The organism is Bacteroides muris (ex Afrizal et al. 2022) (genome assembly GCF_004793475.1).
GTDB classification, from domain to species: domain Bacteria; phylum Bacteroidota; class Bacteroidia; order Bacteroidales; family Bacteroidaceae; genus Bacteroides; species Bacteroides muris.
Genome location: NZ_SRYZ01000014.1, coordinates 23,698 through 49,390, shown reverse-complemented (window position 1 = coordinate 49,390; position 25,693 = coordinate 23,698). Strand labels below are relative to the sequence as shown.

Below are 25,693 nucleotides of genomic sequence, written 5' to 3'. Positions count from 1 at the left end.
AAGTGCCCTAACAAATAATGTTATCATATCCTTATCGTAAAGGTACTTCCTTTTCCCAACTCACTCTTTACCGATACGCTGCCACCATGCTTCTCTATCATGGTCTTCACATAGAACAGTCCCAGCCCATAGCCTTTCACATCGTGCAGATTACCCGTGGGTACGCGGTAGAACTTGTCGAAGATATGCTTCAGCTTTTCCGGTGCGATGCCTATGCCACGGTCGCTGACAGATATTTCGGTCTGCTCGCCTTGCTCCATGGTAGCAATCCGTCGGCAGCGGATGTCTATTTCGGCTTCTCCGTTAGAGTATTTGATGGCATTGTCCAGCAGATTGCTGAGGATGTTGCTGAAGTGCGTACGGTCGGCAAGGACGGTGAGGTCCTGGGGCTCGATGTCGGTGGAGGTGTGGACGGGCTTCCCGGCTTTCAGCTTGTGTTGCTCTACGAGGCGTTCCACGATTTCTTGCAGGGAGAGCTCCTCCGGATGGAGGCGAAACGTACGGCGGCGCTCCATGCTCATGGAGAGAATCTGCTCCACCAGTCTGCTAAGCCGCTGAAGCTGCTCCTGGCAAATGCGCAGGTACTTGTCGCGTTGCGTCTTTTCCTCGGCCTGGTTGAAGTTCAGCAGGGCATCGTTGGCGGCATAGGCCACGGCGATGGGTGTTTTCAGTTCGTGGGTGATGTTGTTGGTAAAGTCGCTCTTCATTTCCTCCAGGGTCTTTTGCTTCAAGATGGTGCGGATAAGGAACCAGAAGGAGAAGGAGAGTATCACGAGAATGATGAAGGAAGTGGCGAGAATGCCCGACATCTGCCGTAGCACAATCGCGGTGACGGGTTCTATCGTCAGCCGGTACAACTGGCTGCCATGCAGGTTGAAGGCATAGTCGTACTGCACGGCTTGGGCGCTGGGCGTGTACCCCTCGGTGCCCTTCACGGAAAGGGTGTCGGTGTAGGGGAGGACGTTGCCGCTGCCGCCTCCCGCATACAGGTATTCCAGCCGGTAGGGCATGTCGAGTCCCTGCTCGCGCAGCAGGCTGGTGAGCAGGCTGTCGTAGATGGCGAGGTCTGGGTTGAGGACGACGTCCAGTCCGGAGTGCAGTCCGCGTTGGAAGTAGTTCGTCAGTTTCTGCATGTTGTTCTGCTTGCCGAGGATGACGTCCATGCCTTCGTGGACTCTCATGGCGGATTGCTGCAGGTCGGCAGGTTCGTACTCGGATATGGTGTCTCCCGTCACTTCCACAATGAGGCTGTCCGCTTTCTCGGGCTCTTGCTTCGGGATGGTCGTGGTGATACTTGTGGAGCTGCTGACGTAGGACTTGTCGTTGTCATAACCTGCCGATACACTCACGGTTCCTTCTTTGATGCTGTCATTCCGTAGTTTTTCCACGCGTATCATCATCTCGTTATAGTCGCTCATGCGCATGGCTTCGGTGATGTCGCGCTCCATCTGGTCGTGCATGGTATGGTAGAGTCCCGTCAGCCAGTAGGCTTGGTAGGCGAAGATGCCGGCCAGGGAGACGATGACAAGTATGGCAATATATTTGAATGGCAGTTTCATGTTTGTTTCCGGTTGTTTTTATACATACAAAGATAGGATTAATGTTGTGAACCCTGACATCCGATAAGACTAAATAACACTCCCGATAACACTGGATAACACTTGGTAAGCCGCTGATAACACAAGTTTCTGCTGATTCTGCCGTACTTTGCGGATGAAGATTTACAGAAGAAGAATATAAACATGAATATGAAGAAGAACATGAAACGATTCTATTTACTCCCTATTGTATGCTGTGCATTGAGCATCAGTCTTTCGGCACAAGAGAACAACGGCACTGCAACCACCTCCGATGCGGACGGCAACCGCATCCTCAGCGCTGACAGCCTTGTCACGACCGATGCCCGTCTGGACAGTCTTTATCAGACCTTGCCGGAGGTGATGATTACCGGTGAACGCCCCATCGTAAAGGCAGCACAAGGCAAACTGGTGTATGACCTGCCCCGCCTTATCCGGAATCTCCCCGTGGACAATGCCTACGATGCCGTGAAAGAGCTTCCCGGCGTCATCGAGGTGAATGGCGGGCTGCAACTGGCAGGCCAGGGAGTCACCGTTATCCTGGACGGCAAAGTAACCACCCTCGGTACCGGGCAGCTCTATGCCTTGCTGCGCAGCATTCCTGCCAGCCGCATCGAGACAGCGGAAGTGATGTACAATGCCCCTGCGCGCTACCAGGTGCGTGGCGCACTTGTCAATATCACCCTGAAACAATCGGCAGGTGGCCCCGGCTCCTGGCAAGGCGAACTCTACGCCAAGTATCGCCAAAAACACGACGAAGGCTTTGAACAACGCGCCAGCCTGCTCTTCAGCAAGAATAAATTCTCAGCAGACTTTCTTTACTCGCACAGCCATGGCCGCGGCTACTCTACTACCGGCAAAGAGGCTGTGCACACCTTGGCAGACGGCTCGGTTCACCCCATGACAACAGATGAGGTGAGCCGTGGCCGCAGCCATGCCCACAGCTTCCGGGCAGGAGCGGACTATGACCTCGCCAAAGACCATCAGCTGAGTTTCGTCTATGACGGCGCCTATTCCACCGGTCACAATCACAGGGATATCACCGGTACCCAAGTTTCTACCACTCGCAGCAACAGCACCGACAGGCTGCACAACGGCCGTCTGGACTACCGCGCTCCTTTCGGCCTCAAAGCCGGTGCCGAACTGACCTACTACCGCTCTCCGTCCGACCAACTACTGCACAGCCGCATGCAGGACGAGGAACTCGATTTCTACACGGAAGACTGCCAGCGCATCAATCGCTGGAAGTTCTTTCTGGCACAGGAACACAGTCTGGGCAAAGGCTGGGACTTGAACTACGGAGCCGTCTACACCACCGGCATCGACAACAGTTATCAGTATTATTACGACCCCGAAACCGGTGAACGTTTGACCTCGTCGGATGCCTTGAGCAATATGAAGTCCCACCGCCGCGAGCAGACCTGGGATGTCTATGCCGGCTTCAGCAAGAGTTTCGGCGACAACCTTGTCTTGGACGGTTCTCTTGCCGTGGAGCATTACAAGACTCCCGTCTGGAGCCAGTGGGACTGGTATCCCATCCTCAACCTGAACTATATGCCTGCCCCGGGACATATCCTCCAACTCTCCTTGAGCAGCGACAAGGACTATCCCGACTACTGGGCCGTGCAGGATGCCGTCTCTTACATCGGCGGCGGATACTCTGAGCTGCATGGTAATCCGTTGCTGAAACCGGCACAAGAGTATGAGCTGAAAATGACCTATATTTTGAAAAGCAAATACATCTTCAGTGCCTGGTTCAATCACACCAAGGACTACTCCGTACAGACGCTTTACCAATCTTCCGAACGTCTGGTTGAAATCTACAAGACACTCAGTTTCGACTGTCAGCAACAAGCAGGCATACAAGCCTCTATTCCATTTAATGTGAAGAATTTGTTGAACTCGCGCCTTACCCTCATCGGCTTGTGGCACCGCGAAAAGGATGGTGATTTCTGGGATATTCCTTTCGACAGAAAACAATGTTATGGCATTGCCCAGATGAACAATACTTTTACTCTCTCCACCAAGCCCGACTTGAAGCTGACGGTGACCGGATTTGTGCACAGCAAAGCCATCCAGGGCATCTACGACCTGCCAGCGTCGGGCCATGTGAATATCGCCCTGCGCTACGGCTTCGCCAAGAACAAAGCCATCCTCAACCTCTACTGCAATGACCTTTTTGAGACGGGACAGATTTCTCCCCGCATCCGTTTCAGGACGCAGAACGTGACGAACCGTTACTCATGCTTCCGCGAAGCAGGGGTATCGTTCACCTATAAGTTCGGAGGATATAAGGAGAAGCAACGGGAGGCGGTGGATACGTCGCGGTTCAAATAAAAAGTAATTATTCGCTGAATAGTTACCAATAAAAAAGGTCGATGTTAAATATAAATAAAAGGGGGGGGTACGATATTTTCGTAATTCCTTTTATTCTTAGTATCATTGTTCATTGTTAATCAAAATCGATAAAGGATATGAACTGCAGGAAGGTAGTAAGCGCTGTTTTTCTGTTATTAATAAGCGTTTGTATGCAGGCGCAAGGTACTTGTGTCATTGAAGGAAAAGTAAAGAATGTGAAGCAAGGAGTCTGCCTGAATCTATTTCGGATGGAAGGAGACGTGGAAAACAGTATTGCGACAGATACCCTTCAGGGAGACAGTTTTCGTTTTGAAATACCTATCTCTAAAACAGATACAGAACGTTTGAGTTTGATGATTCGTGACGGTAATCTGTATAGTATGGGATTGTCCCTTTGGGCTAAGGAAGGTTCCCATATCCGCTTGACGGGCGAGGATATGAACATCTACACCTGGCAGGTGGAAAGTGAAATGCCGCAACAGAAGATATGGCAGCTTTTTGTAAACGATTCACGGGATTTATGGAACCATAATCAGGAGAATAGAATGGAGCACATGCGATTGATGCGCAAATATCCCCGGAAACCGGATGATAAGGAGGTGCTGGCAAAGGTCGTTGCTTTGCGTGACAGTTTGGAAAAAGTGGAAAATGATTTAAAATTCCGTATAGCCTCCAATGTAATAGCCCGAATGAAGCAATTGCCGGTAGAAGAAGTTTGGATGGATAACCTGAAAAGCTTGGCAATAGGAGTGAAGTACACAAAAGGTTATCCTTACCGTAAAGAAGTAGAGGAATTATATGCCAGACTTACTGAGGAACAGCGTCATACACCGGAAGCTTTGGACATCCAAGCCTATTTGTTTCCTGTCAAGGCGGTAGCTGCACAGGAAAAGGCAGCAGACGGCGATTTGTTCGACTTGCAAGGAAATGTACACCGTCTGTCCGACTTTAAAGGGAAAGCAGTCTTAATGGATTTTTGGAGCCGTGGATGCAGACCTTGCCTTATGGCATTGCCGGAAATGAAAGAAATCAGCAAGAAATACGAAGATTGTCTGGTGATAGTCAGTTTGAGTATTGATGATAAAACCAACTGGGAGATAGCTTCGCGCCACCATGACATTAGCTGGTGGAATTTGAATGACTTGAAAGGAAATCACGGTTTGTATGCCAGGTATAGTTCAGGTGCTATCCCTCGCTATGTATTTTTATCTCCGGAAGGAGAGGTTGTAGAGATGTGGTCCGGTTATAGAAAAGGCAGTTTGTTGGAGAAACTGGAAAAACTGATGGAATAGTAGGGGATTTTTCGTACTTTTGCAACTTTGAAGCAAAATATTAAAGTTGTTATTTAAAGAAAAAACTCTGTATGAAATCTGACATTGAAATAGCTCGGAGCATAGAGCTGAAGAAGATAAAGCAGGTGGCCGAGAGTGTGGAGATTCCACATGACGAGGTAGAGAACTATGGCCGTTACATAGCTAAGATTCCTACGCATCTGATTGATGAAGAGAAAGTGAAGAAAAGTAATCTGATACTGGTGACGGCTATCACGGCTACGAAAGCGGGTATCGGTAAAACAACCGTGTCCATCGGTCTGGCACTGGGGCTGAACAAGATAGGCAAAAAGGCTATTGTCGCTCTGCGCGAACCGTCGTTAGGTCCTTGCTTCGGCATGAAAGGCGGTGCTGCCGGCGGAGGATACGCCCAGGTGCTGCCCATGGAGAAGATAAACCTGCACTTTACAGGCGACTTTCACGCCATTACTTCGGCACACAACATGATTTCCGCTTTGCTCGACAATTACTTGTACCAGCATCAGGCGGACGGATTCGGGCTGAAAGAAATCATCTGGCGGCGTGTGCTTGATGTAAACGACCGCTCCTTGCGCAGCATTGTCACCGGATTGGGACCGAGCACCAACGGCATTACCGAGGAGTCGGGATTCGACATTACTCCGGCTTCCGAAATTATGGCCATTCTCTGCTTGGCAACAAGCTTGGATGACCTCCGTCGCCGTATCGAGAACATTATTCTGGGATTCCGTTTCGATGGTACTCCATTTACGGTGAAAGAGTTAGGCGTAGCCGGTGCCATTACTGTCTTGCTGAAAGACGCCATCAATCCTAACCTGGTGCAGACTACCGAAGGTACTGCAGCTTTTGTTCATGGAGGACCGTTCGCCAATATTGCCCATGGCTGCAACTCCATTCTTGCTACAAAAATGGCAATGACATTCGGCGATTATGTGGTGACGGAAGCCGGATTCGGGGCTGACCTCGGTGCGGAGAAGTTCTACAACATCAAGTGCCGCAAGAGCGGCCTACAGCCCAAGTTGACGATAATCGTTGCTACCGCACAAGGACTGAAGATGCATGGCGGTGTCAGTCTGGACTGCATCAAGGAACCCAATATGGAGGGACTGAAAGAGGGCTTTGGCAACCTGGACAAGCATGTACGCAATTTGCGTTCGTTCGGCCAGCAGGTCATCGTGGCATTCAACCGTTTTGCCAGTGATACGGACGAGGAGGTGGAGGCTATCCGCCGCCATTGCGAAGAAAAGCTCAATGTAGGTTTTGCCGTGAACAATGCCTTTGCCAAAGGAGGAGAGGGAGCCGTTGACCTTGCCAATCTGGTGGTAGATACCATCGAGAACAAACCATCCGAACCGCTGACCTTCACCTACGAGGAGAACGATTGCGTGGAACGTAAAATTGAAAAGGTGGCCTGCAACCTCTACGGAGCAAGCGTAGTGACTTACAGTCTCCATTCCCGCAAGGTTATCAAACTGATAGAGCAGATGGGCATCAGCCATTACCCTGTCTGTATCGCCAAAACACAGTATTCCTTCTCTGCCGACCCGAAGATATACGGTGCAGTCAACAACTTTGAGTTTCACATCAAGGATATCGTAGTCAACAACGGTGCGGAAATGATTGTAGCCATTGCCGGTGAAATCCTCCGTATGCCGGGATTGCCAAAGAAACCACAAGCCGAACGCATTGACATTGTGGATGGAAATATAGAAGGGCTGAGCTAAACGTACGGGCGCATGTTTAGAATGGAGGATTAAAAATTAAAGGCTGCGCGAGCTTTGAACTGCGCAGCCTTTAATTTTTAATTTCCTCCTGTTGCTTATTAATAAGCAAACAGAGGATATTCTTTCATCTTTGCATTGACGCGTGCGCGTACCTCTGCAATGACTTGTTCGTTGTCTACGTTGGACAAAACGGTTTCAATCATCTCGGCAATTTCGAGCATCAGGTCTTCCTTGGCGCCACGGGTTGTGATGGCAGGAGTACCCAGACGGATACCGGAAGTCTGGAAAGCCGAACGGCTGTCGAAGGGAACCATATTCTTGTTTACGGTGATGTCGGCAGACACCAACGCCTTCTCGGCAACCTTACCGGTCAAATCGGGATATTTACTGCGCAAGTCCACCAGCATGGAGTGGTTGTCCGTACCGCCGGAAACGATGGTGAAGCCACGGTCTATCAAGGCTTGTGCCAAGACAGCGGCGTTTTTCTTCACCTGCTTGGCATATTCTTTCCATTCCGGTTGCAGGATTTCGCCAAAGGCAACAGCTTTGGCAGCGATGACGTGTTCCAGCGGACCACCCTGAATACCGGGGAATACGGCTGAATCCAGCAATTGGGACATCATCTTGATTTCTCCCTTCGGAGTTTTCTTGCCCCAGGGATTGGGGAAGTCCTTACCCATCATGATAACGCCACCACGCGGACCACGCAGAGTCTTGTGGGTAGTAGAGGTCACGATGTGGGCATATTTCACGGGATTATCCAGTTCACCGGCTGCAATCAGTCCGGCAGGATGAGCCATGTCAATCATCAGGATAGCACCTATCTTGTCTGCGATTTCGCGCATGCGCTTGTAGTCCCATTCGCGGGAATAAGCAGAACCGCCGCCGATAATCATTTTGGGTTTCTCGCGCAGGGCGACTTCTTCCATCTGGTCATAGTCCACGCGTCCGGTCTCCTGATTCAAATTATATTCGCAGGGAGTATAGATAATACCGGAAGTGTTGACCAAGGAGCCGTGGGAGAGGTGACCGCCGTGTGCAAGGTTCAGTCCCATGAATTTGTCACCCGGATTGAGTACGGCGAGGAATACGGCTGCATTGGCTTGTGCACCGGAGTGCGGCTGTACGTTGGCCCATTCTGCGCCGAAGATTTGTTTCAGGCGGTCAATGGCAATCAGCTCACTCTGGTCCACTACCTCACAACCACCATAGTAACGTTTGCCGGGATATCCTTCAGCATACTTGTTGGTGAGGCAGGAGCCCATTGCCTGCATAACCTGGTCACTTACAAAGTTCTCTGATGCAATCAGTTCAATGCCCTTGAGCTGACGTTGGTGTTCTTTTTCGATAAGTTCGAAAATTAAATCATCTCTTTTCATTCTGCTTATTAGATAAGTTTGATAAATCTGTATTCTCTTATTAAGCGTACAAATTTACGGGAAATAAATGAATAAATTGAAAGAAAAGGAAGAAATTTACTGTCAAAAGAACACTCCGAAAGAAAAACTCAGCACATTGTCCCTGCGGTGAAAACGGATTTCGTTTTTCGTATTTTCGTTTGCAGCGTTGTTGTCGGCCGGCATGTCGTATGTCACGCTCTTGGAGATGTTGTGCAGTCCCATGTCGTAACGGAAGTCGAAAAAGACGCGTGATATGGTGACGGATACGCCAACCGTGAAGCTGAGATTAAGCGGGCGAAGCCTTTCACGGATATTCATCTGGTCGAAATTTTCGAAGTCGATGTCGCTTTTCCGGTCCCATATATAGCGCACTTTAGGACCGCCAAAGACAGCAAGGCTGTACGGCCCCTCCTTGATGAAGTTGTATCCGTAGATGACGGGGATATCTATGCTGTGAATGGACGATGTAATGGAGGCTTCCTCCGGCAGGGCGCCCGATGAGGCGTCTTCGGGCAGAGGTTTCTCGAAAGTGATGTTGCACCGGTTGATGTTGTAGGAAATTTCCGGTTGCAGAAAGTGGCGGTCGAAGTTTATCCGCATGAAAAGGGAACCGAAATATCCTATCTTGTAATTGTTCTGCACTTCGTCAATGGGCATTCCGTTGACGCTGAACTGGGATACAAGGAATAAGGAAGAGGTGAAACCGCCTTTGAAACCGAAATTGACCGGAGTTTCCTTGTGGTGTCCGGAATGCTCTTTGCCGGCAGTGCCGGGCACAACCGGAGTCTGTCCCCACATCATGGCAGGAAAGGCCAACAGATATAAACCCATCAAGATTCGTCGCAGCTCCATCTCTTAAAACCTTTAATTGCATTATTACTTCTTTTTCTCCACTGACCATCCGAACTTGCCTATCTTTTCCCCCAGCTCATAATATCCGCCGTGCACATAGACCAGGGGATTTGTTTCCGCCAGTTCCAGCTTGCCGGTTTCAGGGTTCAGATTACGGGTATCGGCACGGACATTTACCACATCCGCTATGAACATGTCGTGCGAACCGAGAGCCATAATCTCCTTTACCCGGCATTCTATGCAAAGCGGTGATTCTTCGATAAGAGGCGCGCTGACTACGGTGCTTTTCCCGGGTGTCAGATGCATTTCCTCAAATTTGTTGTAATCCTTTCCGGAGCGTACACCGCACCAGTCCGTGGCCTGCGCCATGTCTTTTGTGGTGAGGTTGATGACGAACTCCATATTTCGCTTGATGATGTCGTAGGAGTGGCGTTCGGGGCGTACGGAGATGTAGCACATGGGCGGGTTCGTACAAATCGTTCCCGTCCATGCGATAGTCAGAATGTTATATTCCTCCGGAGTGCTTCCGCAACTCACCAATACGGCAGGCAGCGGATAAATCATTGTTCCGGGTTTCCAGTCTTCTTTCATATGATTTCAATATCTTCTCTGGTCTGTTCCTTTTCGCAATAGTGGCACTTGATGATGCAATTGTCCTTATCCACAACATGAAATAATGTAGGCATCGGCTCATTGTTCGTGATGCACTTCGGGTTGGCGCATTTCACGATTCCGCGCAGCTCTTCGGGCAGGCGGACTTCGCGTTTTTCCACCACTTCGTAGTCGCGGATAATATTCAGTTTTACATTGGGAGCCACTACGGCGATACGGTTTATCTCTTCGTCGCAGAAGAACTTGTCGGCAATCTTGATGATGCCTTTCGTGCCCAGTTTCTTGCTCTTGAGGTTGAAGCCGATGGTGATATTGTTGCTCATGTGTTCCAGTCTGAGCAGGGAGACTACTGTAAACAGTCTCTCGGAGGGTATATGGTCTATTACAGTGCCGTTTTCCAGAGCGGCCACCTGCAATTCTTGTTTCTTTTCGCTTAACATCTTGATATATTTGTTATTAGACGATTCTACTGAATTACTCCTTTACTCTTTTTTCACCTCATCCAGTGTGATGCCCAGTACATCGCACAGAATAGCTTCACGGGCATATAGTCCGTTTTGTGCCTGCTGAAAATAGTATGCTTTGGGATTGTCGTCCACATCATAGGCTATTTCGTTGACACGGGGCAGCGGATGCAGTATGCGCAGGTTGGGACGGGTATGCTCCAGCATCTTGTTGCGCAGGATGTAGACATTCTTCACCCGTTCGTATTCCATGAGGTCGGTGAAGCGCTCGCGCTGCACACGGGTCATGTAAAGGATGTCGGCGTCTGCGATGATTTCTTCCGTAAAGTCCGTATGTTCCACATACTTGATGTTGTGCTCGCGGCAGTAGATTTTGTATTCTTCGGGCATCCGCAACTCGTCGGGAGCGATGAAGTGGAAGGTAGGGTTGAAGTGGCGCATTGCCATCAGTAGGGAGTGGACGGTACGACCGTACTTCAAGTCGCCGACCAGAAAAATGTTCAGGTTTTCCAGCGTACCTTGCGTCTTGTAGATGGAATAGAGGTCGAGCATGGTCTGTGAAGGGTGCTGGTTGGCACCGTCTCCGGCATTCACAATGGGCACGGTGGTGACTTCACTGGCATAGCGTGCGGCCCCTTCGAGGTGGTGACGCATCACGATGATGTCGGCATAGTTGCTCACCATCTTGATGGTGTCTTTCAGCGTCTCGCCTTTGGATGAGCTGGTGGCCTTTGGATCGCTGAATCCGATGACACGTGCTCCAAGTCGGTTGGCGGCAGTCTCAAAACTGAGGCGTGTACGGGTGGAAGGCTCGAAAAATAAGGTGGCAACTACTTTCCCGTCCAATATATGCCGGTTGGGATGGGCTTCAAACTCTTTCGCCATCTCGAGCATATAGAGGATTTTTTCCCGGCTATGCTCGGCAATGGTGACTAAACTTCTGTTTTCCATATCGTTGAATTCATTTATACTTTTCGAGAGTGTAAAGTTACGTAAAATATGCGGGCTACGGAAATGTGCGGGAAAATTTTTTGCGAAATATGGGTTGTTTTTACCATGTGGCATTTCGGATGGCGGCCCGTCGTCGTTCTGTCAACGACAACATCGTTTTTCCCTATTCTGTTCTTCCCTTGTCTCTGTTTTACGGGCGCGATGGCAAGTTTTCTTTGTTTCAATCTGTTTTATTGCTTATTACGATATGTTTTTCCTATTCGTTTTTTTTCTTCAAGTTTTTCTGGTTGTTTTGCAATTCATTGAGAATTTCCGTTAAAATGAACGGGTGTTTTCATAGGTTCCGTAAAGCTTATCCTGAAAAAGATATAAAAAGCATAGGCACATCCAATATATTTCCGTACCTTTGCCCTATTATTGAACTTTGATTTTAGCAACAGAAACATGATAAAGAAGGTCGTCAAAATCCTATGGATTTTTATCGCACTGATTGCGCTGGTGTGTGTCTTTATATTCTTTTCCATAGCCAAGGGCTGGATAGGCTATATGCCTCCGGTGGAGGATTTGGAGAATCCGAATTACAAATTTGCCACAGAAGTCTTTTCCGATGATGGAAAAGTATTGGGTACTTATTCCTATAGTAAGGAAAATCGTGTGTTTGTGGGCTACGATGAGCTGTCTGCCAATATCATCAATGCCTTGATTGCTACGGAAGACGTACGCTTTGCCCAGCATTCGGGCATTGATGCCTACGCTCTGACGCGTGCCGTGGTGAAGCGTGGTATCCTGATGCAGAAGAACGCCGGCGGTGGCAGTACCATCACCCAGCAACTTTCCAAACAGCTTTATTCTCCCGGCGCCGACAATGTGATGGAGCGTCTGTTTCAGAAGCCTATCGAATGGGTGATTGCCGTAAAGCTGGAACGTTACTATACAAAAGAGGAAATCCTCACCATGTACCTCAACAAGTTCGACTTCCTGAACAATGCGGTAGGTATCAAGACTGCTGCTTTTACCTATTTCGGTTGCGAACCGAAGGATTTGAAGATTGAGGAAGCGGCTACGTTGGTGGGCATGTGCAAGAATCCGTCGCTTTATAATCCGGTGCGCTACAACGAACGTTCCCGTGGGCGGCGCAATGTGGTGCTCGACCAGATGCGGAAAGCGGGATATATTACGGAAGCCGAGTGCGACTCCCTCCAGGCGTTGCCTCTGAAACTGAAATATAACCGTGTGGACCACAAGGAAGGGCTCGCCACTTATTTCCGCGAATATCTGCGTGGTGTGCTCACCGCCGAGAAGCCCGACAAGGCCGATTACCGCGGTTGGCAAATGCAGAAGTACTACGAGGATTCACTCAACTGGGAGAACAATCCGCTCTTTGGATGGTGCGAAAAGAATACCAAGAAAGACGGTACCAAATACAACCTCTATACCGACGGGTTGAAAATCCATACCACGCTCGACTCGCGTATGCAGCAGTATGCCGAGGATGCTGTAACAGAACATCTGAAGGAGCTGCAAGGCTATTTCTTCAAGGAAAAGAAAGGGGCCAAGAAAGCCCCCTACACCTTCCGTCTGACTCAGGAACAGGTGGACGAGATTTTGAGACGTGCCATGAGGTTGTCCGACCGCTACCGCTTCATGAAGAAAGCCGGAGCCACTGAAACTGAAATAGAGAAGGCCTTCGATACGCCGACAGAGATGTCCGTATTCAGTTGGGAAGGGGAGAAAGATACCATCATGACCCCGATGGATTCCATCCGTTACTACAAATTCTTCCTTCGCGCCGGCTTCATGTCCATGGACCCGCGCAACGGACACGTAAAGGCATACGTGGGCGGACCGAACTATCATTATTTCCAGTACGACATGGCCATGGTGGGACGGCGACAGATAGGCTCTACCGTCAAGCCTTTCCTCTATACGCTGGCTATGGAGAACGGATTCTCTCCGTGTGACGAAGTACGCCATGTAGAATATACGCTGTTTGATGAAAACGGGAAACCGTGGACACCGCGTAACGCCAACAAAAAGCTGATTGGTGACATGGTGACGGTGAAGTGGGGGCTGGCAAACTCGGACAACTGGATTACGGCTTATCTCATGAGTAAACTGAATCCCTATAACTTGAAACGTCTGATACATACTTTCGGTGTCCGTAACCGTGATATTGTACCTTCCGTTTCACTCTGTCTGGGCCCGTGCGAGATTTCAGTCGGCGAGATGGTGAGTGCCTATACCGCATTCCCCAATAAGGGCATCCGGGTAGCTCCGCTGTTCGTGACCCGCATCGAAGACAATGATGGAAACGTGCTGGCAACCTTTGCTCCCGAAATGCAGGAAGTCATCAGCGTATCCAGCGCTTACAAGATGCTGGTCATGTTGCGTGCCGTTGTCAACGAAGGTACCGGAGCCCGTGTGCGCCGTCTGGGTGTGAAAGCCGACATGGGCGGCAAGACCGGAACGACGAACTACAATGCCGACGGCTGGTTTATGGGCTTCACGCCTTCGCTCGTATCCGGTTGCTGGGTGGGCGGTGAAGACCGTGACATTCATTTTGATACGATGCTTCACGGACAAGGCGCTTCCATGGCATTGCCTATCTGGACTAAATATATGGTAAAAGTGCTCGGTGACAAATCTCTGGGATATGATGAAAATGAAACATTCCAGTTGCCTGAAGGCTATAACCCCTGTAAAGATGATATAAATCTGGAAGGAGATACCCATATAGAAGAACCGATAGAGGGACTCGACGAACTGTTTAATTAGTTGAGAATCGAGAATGGATTATACGATTAGTATCGGGAGCAACGAGCAGCGGAGGGAGAACATGGAGCTGGCACGCAGACGCTTGACGGAACTTTTTCCCGGAATACGTTTCTCGGAAGAGGAGGAGACGGAACCTCTGTTCTTTCACCGTCCGAATCTGTTCTCCAACCAGGTGGCACGCTTTGTTTCTGATAATCCGGCAGAGGAAATCACTGTCTGCCTGAAAACCATCGAACGGGAAGCCGGAAGGAAACCCGAAGAGAAGGAGCGGGAAATTGTACGGCTGGATATAGACTTGTTGTCTTGTGACGAGACGGTCTATAAGCCGAAAGAGCTGAAACGTGGTTATATCCTGCGAGGATTGAAGCAACTGTTATGATAAATACCACTCTCCCTCCCCTTAAGGGAACGAGGAGATTAAAAGACGAAGATTAGAAATGAAATTTTTAGGAATCATACCTGCCCGTTACGCGTCTACGCGTTTTCCAGCCAAACCATTGGCGGTGTTGGGCGGAAAAACCGTGATACAGCGGGTATACGAGCAAGTGGCAGGGGTCTTGGACGATGCATACGTGGCTACGGACGATGAGCGTATTGAAGCCGCAGTCAGGGCATTCGGCGGAAAGGTGGTTATGACTTCCACCGAACACAAAAGCGGCACTGACCGCTGTCGGGAAGCTTGTGCGAAAATAGGAGGACTGTTTGATGTCGTGGTGAATATTCAAGGGGATGAACCTTTCATCCAGCCTTCGCAATTACAAGCCGTCAAGGCATGTTTCGACGTCCCGGCCACCCAGATAGCCACTCTGGTGAAACCTTTTACGGTTGATAATGGTTTCGAGGCACTGGAAAACGTGAACTCTCCGAAGGTCGTGCTCGACAAAAACATGAATGCCCTCTATTTCAGCCGTTCTATCATCCCCCACCAGCGCAATGCGGCGAAGGAGGACTGGCTGAAGAACCATACTTATTATAAGCATATTGGCCTATATGCCTATCGCGTTGAGGTACTGAAAGAGATAACTGCTCTTCCGCAGTCATCTCTCGAGGTTGCCGAATCATTGGAACAGCTTCGTTGGCTGGAAAACGGATACACTGTCAAGGCAGGTATCACGGATGTGGAAACTATCGGCATAGATACTCCCCAGGATTTGGAACGCGCAGAAGAATTTCTTAAAAGCCGTGGGCTGTAAACTCATTGGAAGCCCATGCTGAACCGAAGTGACCAACCCCGGATTCTTGAACCGGAACAACTGGCAGTGCAAAGACCGGAGCGTATCAAGTTGCCTAATGGCGTGCCTTTGAGCGTGCTCAATGCCGGTGACAATGAAGTGACACGTATCGATCTTCTCATGGCAGGCGGCCGATGGCAACAGAAACAGCCATTGCAGGCGTTGTTTACGAATCGCATGCTTCGCGAGGGAACCCGACGTTACGATGCCGTTGAGATAGCGGAAAAGCTGGATTATTATGGAGCCTGGCTGGAACTGTCCAACGCATCCGAATATGCCTATGTCACCCTTTATTCTCTGAATAAATACCTTCCCCAAACGCTTGACATATTGGAGTCCATCGTCAAAGAACCGGTATTTCCCGAGCAAGAGCTGGGAGTGATTGTGGACAACAATATCCAGCAGTTTCTTGTCAACTCTTCCAAGGTGGATTTTCTGGCACACCGCGGATTGGTGAAGGCTCTGTACGGCGGGCAGCATCCCGGTGGACGTCTGGTGCAGGAGGAGGATTATCGGCGCATCACCCCTGCAGTGCTACGCGAGTTTTATGACCGTTACTATCATTCCAATAATTGCAGCATCTACCTTTCAGGCAAGGTAACCGACGATTGCATCTGCCGGATAGAGTCCTTGTTTGGTTGCGAGGCTTTCGGTACAGACCTCCGAAAACCGGAGAAGAAAGAATTCCAGCCGGTTACTGCTTCTGGAAAACGCATTTTCATCGAACGTCCGGACGGTCTGCAGAGTGCCGTCCGTATGGGCATGCTTTCCCTGGACCGTAATCATCCGGACTACTTGAAGGCCCGCGTGCTGGTCACACTGTTCGGGGGCTATTTTGGCAGTCGCCTGATGTCCAATATTCGGGAAAATAAAGGATACACATACAGTATCTCCGCGGCCATCATGCCCTATCCGGGACAGGGAGTGTTGGCGGTCAGTGCTGAAACTGCCAACAAATTTGTGGAGCCTCTTATCTGTGAGGTTTATCATGAAATAGACCGCCTTCAGAACGAGCTGGTTTCCGATGAAGAACTTTCCATGGTGAGGAACTATATGTTGGGCGACATGTGCCGCAGTTATGAGTCTGCATTCTCGCTGGCAGATGCCTGGATTTTTGTGCAGGTATCTGGCTTGCAGGATACTTACTTTGCTAAAGCACTGGATGCTGTCAAGGAGGTTACCCCGCAAGAAATCCGTGAACTTGCAGGGCGTCATTTATGCAAAGAGAAATTAAAAGAAATAGTGTGTGGCAAAAAAATGTCATAAAAAGCAGGAGTTATCGCATCATTTTACCGGATAAATCTTACCTTTGTCAATTATCAACTATCAATTATCAATTAATGAAATATCTATATACTGCACTCATTCTGGCTTTCTTATGTCAAGGCGAAGCCACTGCCCAGGAAAAAAAAAGCGGCTTTTTCGATAAAGTGAAGAGCACATTCTCTTCAGAAATAAAGATAGGTACCTATACGTTCAAAGATAACGGAGCTGTCTATACCGGCGAAATAAAAGGCCGCAAGCCCAATGGAAAGGGAAAGACCGTTTTTAAGAACGGTGACGTTTACAAGGGCGAGTATGTGAAGGGCAAGCGTGAAGGCTACGGTACGTATATGTTTCCCGACGGTGAAAAGTATGAGGGGCAATGGTTTCAAGACCAGCAGCATGGCAAGGGCATCTACTATTTTATGAATAACAACCGTTATGACGGCACGTGGTTCCAGGATTACCAGCACGGGAAAGGAGCCATGTACTATTACAATGGAGACATTTATGAAGGTGACTGGGTGAATGATAAGCGCGAAGGCCAGGGAACATATACCTGGAAGAACGGTTCCAAGTATGTAGGCTCATGGAAGAATGACAAGAAAGACGGCAAAGGAACACTGACCTGGAATGACGGCTCCAAATATGACGGGGAGTGGAAAAATGATGTCCGGGACGGTAAAGGAACTTTTGAATATGCCAACGGCGACAAATATGTAGGTGATTGGAAGGATGATATGCAACATGGCAAAGGTATTTACTTTTTCCATACAGGCGACCGTTATGAAGGTTCTTATGTTCAAGGTGAACGTACCGGAGAGGGCATTTATTACCATGCCGGCGGCAACAAGTATGTAGGTAGTTTCAAGGATGGAAAGCAGGAAGGGCACGGTACATTTACGTGGGTAAGCGGCGCCGTTTACGAGGGTAATTGGAAAGATAACCAACGTGACGGTTACGGTACTTACAAATGGAATGTAGGTGACTCTTACGAAGGTGAATGGAAAGACAACAAGTTCAACGGCCAGGGCACCCTGATTCAGACTGATGGAACCAAATACAAAGGCGGTTTTGTGAACGGCATGGAAGAAGGTAGCGGCATCCGGGAAGACAAGAACGGAAACCGTTATGAAGGTTTCTTCAAACAAGGCAAGAAACACGGTCCGTTTGTGGAAACGGACAAGAACGGGAAAGTGATACGGAAAGGAACGTACAAGATGGGAAGATTGGAAAATTAAAGAATTGATAATTAGAAATTAAAGGCTGCGCAATGTTCGGACGAACTGCGCAGCCTTTAATTTCTAATTATCAATTTTCAATACTAAACGCTTCACGTTTAGATAATGTATTGTGAACTGATTGATTCATTGTTCATCACCCGCTTGATGGTTTCGGCAAACATGTCGGCAATGCTCAACTGCTTAACCTTGGCGCATTTCTTAGAGTAGGGGATGCTGTCGGTGAATACCATCTCGGTCAGTGCGGATTCTTGTACACGGAAAGAAGCCGGGTCGGACATTACACAGTGGCTGGCAATGGCACGGACGGATTTGGCTCCTGCTTCCAGCATGATGTTGGCAGCTTTGGTAATGGTTCCTGCCGTATCTACAATATCGTCTACCAATACGACATTCTTATCCTTTACATCACCGATAATCTGCATGGTGGCAACCACGTTTGCTTTTTCGCGTGTCTTGTTGCATAATACCAGAGGGACACCGAGGTATTTGGAGAATGTGCTGGCGCGTTTTGAACCACCGACATCAGGGGTGGCGATTACCAAGTCTTCAAGCTTCAAGGATTCAATATAGGGGAGGAACACGGCTGATGCATACAAATGATCCACCGGAATGTTGAAGAACCCCTGAATCTGGTCTGCATGAAGATCCATTGTAATCAGACGGTCAATACCTGCAACAGATAGCAGGTCGGCCACTAGCTTGGCGCCAATGGACACGCGAGGCTTGTCTTTTCTGTCCTGACGAGCCCAACCGAAGTAAGGGATAACGGCTACAACGCTTTTTGCCGATGCTCTTTTAGCAGCATCAACCATCAGCAGAAGTTCCATCAAATTGTCAGAATTAGGGAAGGTTGATTGAACCAAGAATACATGCGAGCCACGGATAGATTCCTCATAAGAGACTGCAAACTCACCGTCTGCAAAATGGGTGATGTTCATCTTTCCCAGAGGGCAATCAAGGCTAGCGCAGATTTTCTCTGCAAGGTATCTCGAATTTGTTCCGGAGAATACCATAAAGGGTGCTTTTTCGCTCATTTGTGTAATAGATGTTACCTATTTGTTAATTTGCGTGCAAAGGTATGAATTTCCCGTTACATAAAACAAGAGTTATTGTATAAAAAATATTTTTCTTTCCCGGATTTATTCGTAGCTTTGCTTTATGAAACAGCTTTCTTCTATATGGTTTGCGGGTTTGTTGTGCCTTTGTACAACAATGGTTTCGTGTGTGGGAACGGCACCCATGAAGGAAGTACGCCTTGTCGACTCTCTGAACCAGGTGGCTTATGCTTATCGTTACAAGAACTTGGATTCATCCTGCCATGCGGCATCAAGGGCGTACCGAGAGGTTAGCCTCTATAAACAAGGCAAGGCGGAAGCGTCCAATAATCTGGGTTTTTGTGCTTTCATGCGTATGGATTTTGAGCAGGCCGAAAAGTTTCATACAGATGTTTATAATCTGACCAAGAATGAACTGGAACTCCTTATTGCCGACATCGGTTTGATGAAGATTTATCAGCGGACAGCATTGAACAAGGAGTTTTACGATTATCGCAACAGTGCTTTGCGTCGTATGAAGAGAATAGCAGAAGATGACAATCTTTTTGTGGACAAACACGAACTGATGCGCTTGAATTATGCCCGCTCTGAATTTTATATAGTTTCTGCCGTTTATTATTATTATCTGCAACAACGTCCGGAAGCGATGGCTTCTATTAATGAAGCAACCGAAAATCTGGAACTGTTGGCAGATACCAACCAATTATTGTATTATCATTACATCAAAGGCTCTGCTGCCTTGTGCGAGGGCGAGACACCGGATGAACGGAGACTGTGCGAGTTTGACGAACTATATATCACGTGGCGGTTGGCATCCCGTAAGGGGTATCTCTACTTTGAAGGGAACGGAGTGCAGGGGCTTGCCAATCTGATGGCTTCGGCGGATAATTATGAGTTTTTTCTAGAGCGCCGTTCCCATGCTCTGACACGGTTAGGAGTACCGGTAGACTCTCTATTGCCAATGCGTCTGGGGCAATTGGCATTGCAAAAATTCAACCAATACAAGGATTTGTACCAGATAGCGGGAGCATACGTGTCCATCGGCAAATACCTGAATGCCCACAGTCACTATACAGAAGCTCTTGATACTTTAAAACTTGCTCTGGAATGTGTAAATGATCATCACCGCCTTTTCTATGACTGCCACGATAGTTTGGACTGGCTGAAAGCATTTGACCGCCGAGATACGATTTGTGCGGAGAAGGCATGGATGGAGCAGAAACTGAAGACCGTACCTGAATGGATTTCACGTATTCGTGAACAGTTGAGCGTTTCGTATGCAGGGCTCGGGATGAAAGAAAAATCAGACTATAACCGCAATATTTATCTGGATATCCTTGAAGATACACGCCAAGATAAAGAGCTGGAAAGCCGCTATCAGGCATTGGAAAAGGAGGCGGGACAACTGAATGTTGTGCTGTCATTGGTCATTGCAGGCTTTGTTCTCGTATCTCTATTTTTCTGGTTCTTCAACAAGCGTTCCAAAGAACGGAATAAAGTGCATCTTCACCGCTTGCAACTGATGCTGGATATTTGTCAGAAAATAACAGCGTCCATTCCTGCCGATGCGCAGGCTGAAGAGGAAATTGTCGATTCCATACGTACGGCTGTCTGTCCGGAACTGGAAAAGTTGTTTGATGTGAAGGATATTCACATAGAGAACGGAGAATTGACGTTCCCCCGTCGGATGAGCAAGGATGAGCAGGCAATGGTACGGGTGATAACTCCCTATATCCAATGGGCAATCGACAACGGCATGACGTCCATCTCCCTTGGCGACGAACGCCGCAGGCTGGAAAAGCAACGCTATATTTACGAGCAGCACATAGCGGGAAACAAACGGCAGAATCTGATAAAGAAAGCATGTATGGCTATTGTAAATGGGATTCATCCTTACATAGACCGTATCATCAACGAAGTGCAGAAACTGATTCAAAAAGGATTCATCAAAGAGGAGCGGATAAAGGAGGAGAAATACCAGTATATTGACGAGTTGGTCACTACCATCAACGAATACAATGATATTCTTGCTCTTTGGATAAAAATGAAGCAAGGAAGCCTTAGCCTGAACATAGAGACTTTCGGGCTGAATGAACTTTTTGATTTGATAAGGAAGGGTAGCCATACGTTCGAGATGAAGAAGCAGTCTTTGGAGGTGCAGCCAACGGATATCTTGGTAAAGGCAGACAAAGCTCTTACATTGTTCATGATAAATACGCTGGCGGAGAATGCCCGTAAATATACTCCTCGGGGCGGCGTGGTGAAAGTATATGCACGGCAGGAGGAGAATTATGTGGAAATCTCGGTAGAGGATAACGGCTGTGGGTTGTCACCGGAAGATGTAGCCCGTATCGTGGGAGAAAAAGTCTATGATTCGAAAAGCATTGGCATGAATGACGCTCCCGACAAGGAAGAATTAAGGAAGAGCAAAGGAAGTGGCTTTGGACTGATGAACTGCAAGGGCATCATTGAAAAATATCATAAGACGAATGATTTGTTCAAGGTTTGTCTGTTCAATGTAGAGAGCGGGCTGGGGAAGGGTAGCCGTTTCTATTTCCGTCTGCCTGCTGGCATCCGTAAGCCCGTGTCGGTGTTGTTCGTCGTATTGTCTCTGTGCATGTCGTCCTGCCGGCATACTGTGGAGCAGCCTGCTTCCGGAGAAGTGCGGCCGGATTCTCTGGCACTGCTTGCACAGAACGAATATGAAGCTTTGTTGGACGAAGCTTCCGATTATGCCAATGAAGCTTATTACTGCAATGTAGATGGAGAATATAAACTGGCCTTACAATACATAGATTCGGCAATGTATTGCCTGAACGAACATTGCAGACAATATGCCCCTTCTACACATCGCTGTATGACGCTGACGGGAGATGGGATGCCTGCGGAACTGGATTGGTGGAACCGGATGTTTAACTCGGATTTCCATGTAATTCTGGATATCAGGAATGAAGCGGCAGTCTCATTCCTTGCATTGAAGCAATGGGATGACTACAGTTATAACAATGCAGCCTACACCACTTTATATAAGTTGTTGGGAGAAGATCAATCTCTGGAAGAATATTGTCGACAATTGGAACGCTCCACCAACAACAAAATGGTAGGTGTTTTGCTGGCGGTGATTTTGCTGTTTGCATTATTGTTGGGATATTATATACTCTATTTCCGTAAGCGTCTGATTAACCGCTGGAATCTGGAGCAAGTATTGGAAATCAATGGAAAGGTGTTCAATGCATCCCTGCTTCCGGCTTCGGATACGGAAGAAATGTTGCAGCGTGAGGAGGACACATTGAAGGAAATTCCACAGCAGATAGTAAATTCCGCTTTTGATGCAGTGAACGAACTTTTGAGTATCGACCGGTTAAGTATAGCTGTATACAATGAGACTACACATAAGTTGGAATATACTTCCAATCCGGTGGAAGATGTTGTAATGGATGAACAGCCTGTTTGGAGAAAATGTATGGAGAGTTGCTTTGAACGGCAAGTGTACATATCGGAAAAAGGTATACAGGCATTGCCGCTTGTTGTGGATGCGGGCAATATGTGCCGTTGCATAGGTGTGCTGTGTCTGGAACGCAGGGAAGGTACAGAGCAGGAGACCGATCATTTGCTTTTGGAACTGATTGCCCGTTATGTATCCATTGTAATCTTCAATGCAGTGGTCAAGTTGGCTACGAAATATCGGGACATCGAAGTGGCTCAGGATGAAGCCCGACGAGCTTCGTGGGAGGACAGTTTGTTGCATGTGCAGAACATGGTGCTGGATAATTGCCTCTCGACCATCAAGCATGAAACGATTTATTATCCGAATAAGATAAAGCAACTGATAGGGAAACTGCGGTCTGGCAGACAGACGGAAGTGGAGGAGCGGGAAACGGTGGCTGCCATCAGCGAATTGATAGAGTACTACAAAGGTATTTTTACGATACTCAGTTCATGCGCTTCCCGCCAGCTGGAAGAGGTGACTTTCAGGCGTGCGACAATATCAGTGCCGGAGCTTATGGCTACTGCCGAGAAGTATTTCCGCAAAGTGTACAAGGGAAACAAGGCGCATATTGATTTTAGGATACAACCGTTGGAGGGACGGATTACCGGTGACTGGAACCAGTTGCGTTTCCTACTTGAAAACTTGATAGATGAGGCTTGTTGCATAACTCTGGATGGAACAGTCTGTCTGACGGCTCAAGAAGAAGGGGAGTTTATACGTTTTCTGTTTACGGATATGCGCAGGGAAAAGACCCGTGAGGAATTGAACCAATTGTTCTATCCCGACCTGTCCCGCATGGCAGCTGGTGAGAAAGGAGAACTGTATGGTACGGAATATCTGGTGTGCAAGCAGATTATCCGCGACCATGATGAGTTTGCCGGACGCCGGGGATGCCGTATCAATGCCGAACCGGGAAGGAAAGGAGGTTTTACAATATATTTTACGCTACCGAAAAAATGAAATATGGAAGACAAAAAATTTAAAGTAATCATCGTTGAAGATGTCAAGCTAGAGCTGAAAGGGACGGAAGAAATCTTCCGCCATGAAATTCCCAATGCGGAAGTAATAGGTACTGCTATGACTGAGCAGGATTTCTGGACATTGATTGAAGCCGGTGTGCCAGATCTTGTCCTGCTTGACTTGGGATTGGGAGGTTCGACCACGATTGGGGTGGACATCTGCCGGAATATCTTTAAACGTTATCCAGGGGTTCATGTGCTGATATTCACGGGAGAAATATTAAATGAGAAGTTATGGGTGGACGTACTTGAAGCCGGTGCCGACGGTATTATCCTGAAAACCGGAGAACTGCTGACCAAAACCGATGTGCAGGCAGTGATGGACGGCAAGAAGCTGGTCTTTAACTATCCGATACTGGAGAAGATAGTGGAGCGCTTCAAGAAATCGGTCTTGAATGATGCGAAACGTCAGGAAGCAATCATAAGCTATGATATTGACGAGTATGACGAGCGTTTCCTCCGTCATCTGGCATTGGGCTATACCAAAGAAATGATTGCCAATCTTAGGGGAATTCCTTTTGGGGTCAAGTCGTTGGAGAAACGGCAGAATGACTTGGTCGGCCGTCTTTTCCCACCCAGTGAACGGGTGGGAGTGAATGCCACTCGACTGGTGGTGCGTGCATTGGAACTCCGAGTCCTGAATATAGACAATCTGGAAGCTGACGATGAGTAAATTCCGAATGCCACATCCCGCTACGATGTTCTTTCTGCTAACTTTGGCAGTCATCCTTCTTTCATGGATATTCGATATCTATGGCCTGAGCGTGCTGCAACCGCAGACAGGAGAAGAAATACGCGTGCAAAGCTTGCTGAGTCCAGAGGGCATACGCTGGCTGCTGCGCCATGTCGTGACTAATTTTACAGGATTCGCTCCGTTAGGGCTGGTGATTGTGGCTATGTTTGGAATAGGGGCGGCAGAGCATTCGGGATTCATTGACGCATGTATTCGCAGGGGAGTACGGCACCAACGTGCTTCCTGGCGCATTATTCTGCTGGTCATTGTCTTAGGGCTGTTGTCCAATATAGTGGGGGATGCAGGATATATTATTCTGCTGCCGATAGCTGCGACTTTGTTCCAGTTCGTTGGTCTGCATCCTATTGGAGGTATAATTACAGCTTATGTTTCAGTCTCTTGTGGCTATAGCGCTAATGTGTTTTTGAGTACATTAGACCCCATGATTGCCTCTGTAACGCAGGAAGCGGCTGATAGGATAAATATCGCTCCGGGGCAGACAGGACCGTTGTGCAATTATTATTTTCTCTTCGTTTCCACGTTCTTGCTTGTATTCATCATTTATCATATTACCAGCAGGAGCTTATTACCACGTTTGGGAGAGTACGTAGGGGATATTCATTTTAATGGTTACAAGCAATTGTCACGCAAGGAGCGGAGAGCCATGTTGGGAGCTGTATTTGTTGGCTTATTGTATATTGTTATTATTTTGTTGGCTACATTCTCTTCGTGGGGAATACTGCGGAGTGTCAATGGTGGACTGATTCGTTCTCCATTTATAGTCGGCATTCTGTTCTTGCTTTCGTTTGGAATAGGTTTGATGGGAATGGTTTATGGTTTCGCTTCCGGTCGTTATCGCACAGACAGTGATGTGATAAAAGGACTTACACAGCCGATGAAGTTGTTGGGCGTTTATTTTGTGATAGCTTTCTTTGCCTCACAGATGTTTGCTTGTTTTGAGTATTCCCACTTGGATAAGTGCATTGCCATTTTAGGCGCCAATCTGTTATCTTCCGCTTCTTTGAGTAGTTTATGGATATTGATTTTATTTATTCTTTTCACGGCGCTGGTCAATCTTTTTATGGTATCTGCCACAGCTAAATGGATTTTTATGTCTTTCATTTTTGTTCCGGTATTGGCAAGTATGGGCATATCGCCGGATATGACCCAATGTGCATTCCGTATAGGTGATAGTGCGACAAATGCCATTACTCCTTTTATGTTTTACATGCCGCTTGTCTTGACCTATATGCAGCAATATGACAGGCAATCTACTTATGGCTCACTGCTGAAGTATACTTGGAGATATTCTTTAGTCATTCTATTGGCATGGACTTCCTTATTTGTACTTTGGTACATCAGCGGTTTGCCATTAGGACTGTAATATCATAATCGGTGAACAGCCTGCTTTCGATAATATCGGTAATGGCGCTTTCTGTTTTTGTTCCCAATAAGGAATACCATACTATGCAGAATCATTATAATACTGAACCATTTCGTTAACAGGGGAACGAATGGATCAATGCTACTTTCCCTACTTGAATATTCCTTCAGATTTTTATTTTTCATAATTGATAACATTGATAATTTGCAAAATGTCTTGATGTATCTGTATATAAATATCGTATATCTTG

The 25,693-nt window shown here is 47.9% G+C and carries 18 protein-coding genes; 11 read left to right on the top strand and 7 right to left on the bottom strand.

Annotated elements, in window-relative coordinates; all coding sequences use genetic code 11:
- Positions 1 to 23 precede the first annotated feature (23 nt).
- Positions 24 to 1,559, bottom strand: a complete 1,536-nt coding sequence (locus E5355_RS08315; RefSeq protein WP_136009968.1) for a sensor histidine kinase — start codon at positions 1,557 to 1,559, stop codon at positions 24 to 26.
- Between the two features lie 201 nt (positions 1,560 to 1,760).
- On the opposite strand from E5355_RS08315, the gene E5355_RS08310 reads away from it, so the two are divergent.
- From E5355_RS08310 to E5355_RS08300, 3 genes are all read left to right on the top strand, one after another.
- Positions 1,761 to 3,914, top strand: coding sequence for a TonB-dependent receptor (locus tag E5355_RS08310; RefSeq protein ID WP_136009996.1), 2,154 nt, complete (start codon positions 1,761 to 1,763; stop codon positions 3,912 to 3,914).
- A 137-nt stretch (positions 3,915 to 4,051) separates the two neighbouring features.
- Complete coding sequence (locus E5355_RS08305) at positions 4,052 to 5,227, top strand: TlpA family protein disulfide reductase (protein ID WP_246866912.1); 1,176 nt, start codon at positions 4,052 to 4,054, stop codon at positions 5,225 to 5,227.
- A 71-nt stretch (positions 5,228 to 5,298) separates the two neighbouring features.
- The gene (locus tag E5355_RS08300) at positions 5,299 to 6,969 is read left to right on the top strand and encodes a formate--tetrahydrofolate ligase (protein WP_136009966.1); all 1,671 of its coding nucleotides are present in this window, start codon (positions 5,299 to 5,301) and stop codon (positions 6,967 to 6,969) included.
- A 98-nt stretch (positions 6,970 to 7,067) separates the two neighbouring features.
- Here E5355_RS08300 and glyA read toward each other — a convergent pair whose 3' ends face one another.
- The 5 genes from glyA to pyrB form a co-directional block, all read right to left on the bottom strand.
- Positions 7,068 to 8,348, bottom strand: a complete 1,281-nt coding sequence (gene glyA / locus E5355_RS08295; RefSeq protein ID WP_136009965.1) for a serine hydroxymethyltransferase — start codon at positions 8,346 to 8,348, stop codon at positions 7,068 to 7,070.
- A gap of 102 nt (positions 8,349 to 8,450) precedes the next feature.
- Positions 8,451 to 9,221: a porin family protein gene (locus E5355_RS08290; protein WP_136009964.1), complete on the bottom strand. Its 771-nt coding sequence runs from the start codon at positions 9,219 to 9,221 to the stop codon at positions 8,451 to 8,453.
- Between the two features lie 24 nt (positions 9,222 to 9,245).
- Complete coding sequence (locus E5355_RS08285; RefSeq protein ID WP_136009963.1) at positions 9,246 to 9,812, bottom strand: flavin reductase family protein; 567 nt, start codon at positions 9,810 to 9,812, stop codon at positions 9,246 to 9,248.
- On the bottom strand, positions 9,809 to 10,273 hold the full coding sequence (gene pyrI / locus E5355_RS08280; protein ID WP_136009962.1) for an aspartate carbamoyltransferase regulatory subunit: 465 nt from the start codon (positions 10,271 to 10,273) through the stop codon (positions 9,809 to 9,811). The genes E5355_RS08285 and pyrI overlap by 4 nt, the downstream gene beginning before the upstream one ends.
- Positions 10,274 to 10,315: 42 nt before the next feature.
- On the bottom strand, positions 10,316 to 11,248 hold the full coding sequence (gene pyrB, locus E5355_RS08275; protein ID WP_136009961.1) for an aspartate carbamoyltransferase: 933 nt from the start codon (positions 11,246 to 11,248) through the stop codon (positions 10,316 to 10,318).
- Between the two features lie 444 nt (positions 11,249 to 11,692).
- On the opposite strand from pyrB, the gene E5355_RS08270 reads away from it, so the two are divergent.
- The 5 genes from E5355_RS08270 to E5355_RS08250 all read left to right on the top strand — a co-directional run bounded on the left by E5355_RS08270 (position 11,693) and on the right by E5355_RS08250 (position 17,759).
- On the top strand, positions 11,693 to 14,023 hold the full coding sequence (locus tag E5355_RS08270) for a transglycosylase domain-containing protein (RefSeq protein WP_136009960.1): 2,331 nt from the start codon (positions 11,693 to 11,695) through the stop codon (positions 14,021 to 14,023).
- A gap of 13 nt (positions 14,024 to 14,036) precedes the next feature.
- The gene (locus tag E5355_RS08265) at positions 14,037 to 14,402 is read left to right on the top strand and encodes a 2-amino-4-hydroxy-6-hydroxymethyldihydropteridine diphosphokinase (protein ID WP_136009959.1); all 366 of its coding nucleotides are present in this window, start codon (positions 14,037 to 14,039) and stop codon (positions 14,400 to 14,402) included.
- A 58-nt stretch (positions 14,403 to 14,460) separates the two neighbouring features.
- Entirely contained in the window at positions 14,461 to 15,216 is a 756-nt protein-coding gene (kdsB, locus tag E5355_RS08260; RefSeq protein WP_136009958.1) for a 3-deoxy-manno-octulosonate cytidylyltransferase, read from the top strand.
- Positions 15,217 to 15,231: 15 nt separating this feature from the next.
- Positions 15,232 to 16,521 (top strand): M16 family metallopeptidase, encoded by a 1,290-nt coding sequence (locus tag E5355_RS08255; protein WP_136009957.1) that lies wholly within the window; start codon positions 15,232 to 15,234, stop codon positions 16,519 to 16,521.
- A 74-nt stretch (positions 16,522 to 16,595) separates the two neighbouring features.
- Positions 16,596 to 17,759 (top strand): phosphatidylinositol-4-phosphate 5-kinase, encoded by a 1,164-nt coding sequence (locus tag E5355_RS08250; protein ID WP_136009956.1) that lies wholly within the window; start codon positions 16,596 to 16,598, stop codon positions 17,757 to 17,759.
- 98 nt (positions 17,760 to 17,857) lie between these two features.
- On the opposite strand, the gene E5355_RS08245 is transcribed toward E5355_RS08250, so the two are convergent.
- The gene (locus E5355_RS08245) at positions 17,858 to 18,796 is read right to left on the bottom strand and encodes a ribose-phosphate pyrophosphokinase (protein ID WP_168354302.1); all 939 of its coding nucleotides are present in this window, start codon (positions 18,794 to 18,796) and stop codon (positions 17,858 to 17,860) included.
- 124 nt (positions 18,797 to 18,920) lie between these two features.
- Here E5355_RS08245 and E5355_RS08240 point away from each other — a divergent pair, with 124 nt between their 5' ends.
- Genes E5355_RS08240 through E5355_RS08230 form a run of 3 tightly spaced genes read left to right on the top strand, consistent with a single transcriptional unit; the run spans position 18,921 to position 25,443 of the window.
- Positions 18,921 to 23,267 carry a DUF5113 domain-containing protein gene (locus tag E5355_RS08240; RefSeq protein ID WP_136009955.1) on the top strand — a complete coding sequence of 1,449 codons (4,347 nt, stop codon included), beginning with the start codon at positions 18,921 to 18,923 and terminating at the stop codon, positions 23,265 to 23,267.
- Positions 23,268 to 23,270: 3 nt separating this feature from the next.
- The gene (locus E5355_RS08235) at positions 23,271 to 23,999 is read left to right on the top strand and encodes a DUF5932 domain-containing protein (RefSeq protein ID WP_136009954.1); all 729 of its coding nucleotides are present in this window, start codon (positions 23,271 to 23,273) and stop codon (positions 23,997 to 23,999) included.
- A complete protein-coding gene (locus E5355_RS08230; RefSeq protein ID WP_136009953.1) occupies positions 23,992 to 25,443 on the top strand; it encodes an AbgT family transporter in 1,452 nt (483 codons plus the stop codon). Before E5355_RS08235 ends, E5355_RS08230 begins: the two co-directional genes overlap by 8 nt.
- Positions 25,444 to 25,693 lie beyond the last annotated feature (250 nt).

Excerpts from the sequence above, each read along its gene's own strand:
- E5355_RS08315 (WP_136009968.1), bottom strand. The coding sequence starts at position 1,559 with ATGAAACTGCCATTCAAATATATTGCCATACTTGTCATCGTCTCCCTG.
- E5355_RS08310 (WP_136009996.1), top strand. The coding sequence starts at position 1,761 with ATGAAACGATTCTATTTACTCCCTATTGTATGCTGTGCATTGAGCATC.
- E5355_RS08305 (WP_246866912.1), top strand. The coding sequence starts at position 4,052 with ATGAACTGCAGGAAGGTAGTAAGCGCTGTTTTTCTGTTATTAATAAGC.
- E5355_RS08300 (WP_136009966.1), top strand. The coding sequence starts at position 5,299 with ATGAAATCTGACATTGAAATAGCTCGGAGCATAGAGCTGAAGAAGATA.
- glyA (WP_136009965.1), bottom strand. The coding sequence starts at position 8,348 with ATGAAAAGAGATGATTTAATTTTCGAACTTATCGAAAAAGAACACCAA.
- E5355_RS08290 (WP_136009964.1), bottom strand. The coding sequence starts at position 9,221 with ATGGAGCTGCGACGAATCTTGATGGGTTTATATCTGTTGGCCTTTCCT.
- E5355_RS08285 (WP_136009963.1), bottom strand. The coding sequence starts at position 9,812 with ATGAAAGAAGACTGGAAACCCGGAACAATGATTTATCCGCTGCCTGCC.
- pyrI (WP_136009962.1), bottom strand. The coding sequence starts at position 10,273 with ATGTTAAGCGAAAAGAAACAAGAATTGCAGGTGGCCGCTCTGGAAAAC.
- pyrB (WP_136009961.1), bottom strand. The coding sequence starts at position 11,248 with ATGGAAAACAGAAGTTTAGTCACCATTGCCGAGCATAGCCGGGAAAAA.
- E5355_RS08270 (WP_136009960.1), top strand. The coding sequence starts at position 11,693 with ATGATAAAGAAGGTCGTCAAAATCCTATGGATTTTTATCGCACTGATT.
- E5355_RS08265 (WP_136009959.1), top strand. The coding sequence starts at position 14,037 with ATGGATTATACGATTAGTATCGGGAGCAACGAGCAGCGGAGGGAGAAC.
- kdsB (WP_136009958.1), top strand. The coding sequence starts at position 14,461 with ATGAAATTTTTAGGAATCATACCTGCCCGTTACGCGTCTACGCGTTTT.
- E5355_RS08255 (WP_136009957.1), top strand. The coding sequence starts at position 15,232 with ATGCTGAACCGAAGTGACCAACCCCGGATTCTTGAACCGGAACAACTG.
- E5355_RS08250 (WP_136009956.1), top strand. The coding sequence starts at position 16,596 with ATGAAATATCTATATACTGCACTCATTCTGGCTTTCTTATGTCAAGGC.
- E5355_RS08245 (WP_168354302.1), bottom strand. The coding sequence starts at position 18,796 with ATGAGCGAAAAAGCACCCTTTATGGTATTCTCCGGAACAAATTCGAGA.
- E5355_RS08240 (WP_136009955.1), top strand. The coding sequence starts at position 18,921 with ATGAAACAGCTTTCTTCTATATGGTTTGCGGGTTTGTTGTGCCTTTGT.
- E5355_RS08235 (WP_136009954.1), top strand. The coding sequence starts at position 23,271 with ATGGAAGACAAAAAATTTAAAGTAATCATCGTTGAAGATGTCAAGCTA.
- E5355_RS08230 (WP_136009953.1), top strand. The coding sequence starts at position 23,992 with ATGAGTAAATTCCGAATGCCACATCCCGCTACGATGTTCTTTCTGCTA.